Annotated in this window: 4 protein-coding genes; 2 read left to right on the forward strand and 2 right to left on the reverse strand. The window is 57.9% G+C overall.

Annotated elements, in window-relative coordinates:
• Positions 1-106: 106 nt before the first annotated feature.
• Positions 107-937 carry an enoyl-CoA hydratase gene (locus VEG30_09595; protein ID HXZ80171.1) on the reverse strand — a complete coding sequence of 277 codons (831 nt, stop codon included), beginning with the start codon at positions 935-937 and terminating at the stop codon, positions 107-109.
• 510 nt (positions 938-1,447) lie between these two features.
• Complete coding sequence (locus tag VEG30_09600) at positions 1,448-2,101, reverse strand: bifunctional precorrin-2 dehydrogenase/sirohydrochlorin ferrochelatase (GenBank protein HXZ80172.1); 654 nt, start codon at positions 2,099-2,101, stop codon at positions 1,448-1,450.
• A gap of 466 nt (positions 2,102-2,567) precedes the next feature.
• Here VEG30_09600 and VEG30_09605 point away from each other — a divergent pair, with 466 nt between their 5' ends.
• Positions 2,568-4,124, forward strand: a complete 1,557-nt coding sequence (locus tag VEG30_09605) for a DmsC/YnfH family molybdoenzyme membrane anchor subunit (protein HXZ80173.1) — start codon at positions 2,568-2,570, stop codon at positions 4,122-4,124.
• Positions 4,121-4,742: molybdopterin-dependent oxidoreductase (locus VEG30_09610; protein ID HXZ80174.1), on the forward strand; the 622-nt coding region annotated here is incomplete at its 3' end. The genes VEG30_09605 and VEG30_09610, both read left to right, overlap by 4 nt.

The following is a 4,742-nucleotide window of genomic DNA, read 5'->3' on the forward strand; positions in this document are numbered from 1 at the left end:
CTTCGGCGGTCCAATTTGACGAACTCCAAAAAGTCGCGAAAAACGTGAGGTGTTACAGATTCTTGTTCAGAACTGAAAAATCTCTCGAGCTTAGAGCACGGACGTTCTATCTGCCGGTAAACGCCGGGGCGCGTTTTTCGAGGAAGTGTGCCACACCTTCTTTGAAGTCTTGGCACGCGAGGCTTGCCACCAGTTCGCGCTCGGAAGTTTCAAACGATTCCGCCAGCGTCTGGAACATAGCCTCGTATACTTGCCGCTTGATCACCCTCAGCGAGCGCGGGCTGCTGTTTGCCGCCAGGTCCGCGGCAAATTCCTGCACGCGGCCAGCAAACGTCTCCTGCGGAAAGACCTGATTCACCAGCCCCATTCGAAATGCTTCGGCAGCATCGATCATTCTCGCGGTAAACAGCAGGTCCAGCCCGTTGGCGAGCCCGACCAGCCGCGGCAACATCCACGCCATTCCATATTCTGCAATCAACCCGCGCCGCGCAAAAGTCGTGCTGAAGCGGGCCGCGTCGGACGCGAAACGCAAGTCGCAATACAGCGGAATCACCAAGCCCAGCCCCACCGCCGGCCCATTAATCGCCGCGATCACCGGCTTCGTCAGCGCCGGAAAATAAGAATATTGTTTCTGGAAATCCGCTCGTGCATCTCCGCCAATGCTGCTCGCGGTTTGCGTCGCCTGTGCGTGCCGCACTTCGTCGAGCCCCTTTTTCGCGACCGCGCTCAAGAGCGACATGTCGGCGCCCGCGCAGAATCCTCGCCCAGCACCGGTCAAAACGATGACACGCACGTTATCGTCCTGCTCCGCTTCCACCATCGCGGCGCGCACCTCGCGCTCCATCACGGCGGTCCAGGCGTTCAGCTTGTCGGGCCGATTGAGGGTAATGGTGGCGACCCGATCGGCCACCTGGTACAGCGTTTCTAGATTTGGCATGGTGAGGCGGATTATATAAGTTCTTCTTGAGAGTTGCTCTTCTCCCAGAGTTATGAAACCGAGCGGCCAATAGCACGGGAGATCCTCTCTCAGGCTCTATACTTGCGCAAGCATGACCAGCCTGCCAGCCATCAGGCCGATGACCCTCACGCGATTCCGCGAGCCCTTCTCAGATCCAGGCTGGATCTTCGAAGTCCCCGTCGCGTCAGGAGTGTGATGTTGCGATCCCCATGTTACCTGTGATTCTCGCTGTAATCCCGCTGGTCGTTGTCTCAAAGAGTCTACTTGAGGCCTTGCGCTGAGACCCATGATCGATCAGCGAGATGGTTAAAAAGGCAATGAAACCGTCGGCGAGTCCATTTTGGCGGCCGCATATCTGGACACCAAAACCGGTTTTGGTCGTGGAGCCATCCGCGGTACAGTAGGTCCCGTATCAGGCGGCGGTGTGATTTGTGCGCACCACGTGTACGAGCGGGTCGGCACGTTTAAGCCGCAGGGCAGGCACTACTTTCAAGACCGTTCATTGTGGTTCGATGGGTAACCCCAACGACGGAAAAACTCCGCCTGCTTCTTCTGGCTCGCCATCCGATGTAGCATTGTGCGGCGCCGCTTCGGAGATAGCGGATCATCATAAAGCGACGACCGCGCCTCTCCGAGCCAACGCAGCCAGCTCTCCCACTCGGGACCGAACTGAGATTCCAACTGTTTGCGTAATCGCTGCGCCAGCGCCCCACTGTGGCCCGCGGTTGAGATCGCGATTTGCAGCGGACCGCGGCGCACCACTGCCGGGTAGTAGAAGCCACAAAGCGAGCGGTCGCGGACGACATTACAAAGGATCTGGCGCTGCTGTGCCTGTTCAAACACCGATCGGTTGAGCGTCTTGACGGGTGTCGCGACCACCGTAAGAAACACGCCATCCAAGTCACCCACCTCGAAACACCGCTGTTCCCAAACGATTTTGTTTTCCGCTGCCCAAGCTTGAATCGTCCGAGTCGCGGCCGGGGCGACCACAACGACGTGCGCTCCACATCGCAGCAGCGTCGGTATCTTCCCTTCTGCTGTCTTTCCCGCGCCGACGACAAGGCATCGACGCTTGGCAAGCTTAACGAACATCGGGAAAAGCGGGATCTTCTCTCCCGACAGTCGCGACGGTTGTGTGCTCACATCCCTCCCTACAGCTGATACGGTTGTTCTAGATTGCCGAGAATAGGGGTTGGGGGCCAATGCAAAGAAGTGATGGCTGGCATAAGAGAATCCGCATACCGATCGCGCGGCATGGGGCCGCAGATTGAAAAGTCGGGGGATTATGCGATCAAGTCTGGATAATGGCGGCCATAGGTTTTATTGATTTGCAGTCAAATTCCTTTCTGGTTAGATTGCCCAAAAATCGGAGCGCGGTTTGCTCTTCAGGATTGGACTTTGAGGCTCTCCTCTAGGTTGAGGCTGGCTGCGATTCCCGATCGTAGGAAATCCCCCGGATACCAGGTCGTATCCCAGAACCCTCAATTCAGGGTCAGACAAAGCAGAAAGCGGCGCTGGAAGTCGGCTTTGGAAGCTGCGTTACGACAGAAGGCACGGTGCGGTTTGGCTGGTTGTGAGGCTGACGTGGGGTCGGCCGTCTGGGGAACAGATGTCTTTACCACTGATCGAACTGGCAGGAAATGATGACATCCGGTTCGTATTGAGCCGGCAATCTTCGGCTGCGGCGCGAAAGGTTTTGTATGAAATCGAGCCGCTGGCAGCCGTTCCCCGAATCCCTGCCCGCGCGCCGTCTCCGGGGGAGCAGTATCGGTTTCACTTTGATATGACGCAGTGCATCGGGTGCAAGTGCTGCATCGTTGCATGCAATGAACAGAACGGGAATCCGGCGGACATCAATTGGCGGCGCGTGGGAGAGATCGAGGGTGGGTTGTATCCCGACACTTACCGGCTGTATTTGTCGATGGGTTGTAATCACTGCCTGGAGCCGTCGTGCTTGATTGGCTGTCCGGTTGAGGCTTACACGAAAGATCCGGTCCTGGGCATCGTGCAGCACAGCGCTGAGGCCTGTATCGGGTGCCAGTACTGTACTTGGAATTGCTCGTATGGCGTGCCGCAATACAACCCGGAGCGCGGCGTGGTTGGCAAGTGCGATATGTGCTATGGGCGGCTCACTCGGGGGCGCGAGCCGGCTTGTGTGAATGCCTGTCCAGAGGGCGCGATTCGTATCGAGGTTGTGAAGATCGATGCGTGGAAGCGCGAATATTCCGGTGCGAACGCGCCGGGACTTCCTTCTGCTGACGACAGCATCTCGACCACGCGAATTACGCTTCCCGAGAGACTTCCACCGGACATCCGAACAGCCGATTCCTGGCGCGTGCGGCCTGAGGCGCCTCACTGGCCGCTTGTCTTCATGACTGTCTTAACGCAGCTCTCGGTGGGATCGTTTGCCTCGATTTGGCTGCTGCAACTTGTGGGAGGAGGCTCGCGGCTGGGCACGGCTGCTATTGGATCCCTGACTCTCGGTGGATTGGCGCTCGCTTCTTCCACCGCTCACCTGGGACGACCCATTCATGCGTACCGGGCTTTGAAGATGTGGAAGCGCTCGTGGCTAAGCCGCGAAGTTCTGCTTTTCGGCTGCTTCTCAGCGATGGCGGGGCTCTATGCTGCTTCGCTTTGGCTGGGCTCGTCAATAAGCCGGCAATTGGGTGGTGCAACCGTGGTACTCGGGGCCGCCGGCATTGTGGCTAGCGCATTCATTTATCTGGTTCCGGCCCGGCCGTCCTGGAACACGAAGTTCACCGTCTCCGACTTCTTCCTGACTGCTGCGCTTCTGGGGCCCTTCTTCGCCGTAGCCATCGGCGCTACTCGAGGACGTCTGGTCGCTCTGATCGGGGTTATCGCTGCCTCGGCGCAATTGCTGAATCAGACGTTGCGCTTCCTGTGGCTGATTGCCTCAGATGCCTTTGAGCTGCAGGCGTCGGCACGGTTGCTATCGACCACTCTGGCGAAAGCGCTTCTGCTACGAGGCGCTTTCCTGATCGCTGGAGGAATTGCTCTGCCATTGTCGAGTTCTGGTCTCGCACCATTCGCCGCTTTGGCCGTCGCTTTCGGGGGAGAGATTATGGGACGGTACCTCTTTTACGTCAGCGTCGTGCCGAAGAACATCGCGGCTCCTTACCTTTCGGCGCAGGACAGGGCGGCATGAACTTTCTGCGGAAGCTGGGCGTGGACATTCTCTCCGGGAAATATTCTTACGCTGACGATCCTGAGTACGGTCACACTTCGGCGCAAAAAATACCGGATCGCTGGGTCGCAACCACCTGCGGCTACTGCTCGGTCGGTTGCGGAATGTTCCTTGGAGTGAAGGATGGGCGCGCGGTCAGTGTTCGCGGAAATCCGAATCATCCCGTAAACCTGGGTAAGCTGTGCCCCAAGGGACTCTCGGAGCATTATACGCTTGAAGCTCCGAACCGCGCCCGGACAGCGCTCCTGAGGAAGAACGGAAAACTGGCTCCGGTCAGCTGGAATGAGGCGCTTGATACGCTGGTCACGAAATTTCGCAGCACCCAAGAGCGATATGGCCGCGACTCGCTTGGCGTAATCAGCACGGGACAGCTGGTCACGGAAGAGTTCTACACGCTCGGCAAACTTGTGCAACTTGGATTCGGAACGAAGAATTACGACGGAAATACAACATTGTGCATGGCCAGTGCCGTTTCTGGCTACAAACGTTCGTTTGGCAGTGATGGGCCGCCCGGCGCCTACGACGATCTGCAGAAAGCTGACGTCATCTTTCTGATCGGCGCCAACATCGCCGATAACC

The sequence above is a fragment of the Terriglobales bacterium genome, from assembly GCA_035624455.1.
Classification (GTDB): domain Bacteria; phylum Acidobacteriota; class Terriglobia; order Terriglobales; family Acidobacteriaceae; genus DASPRM01.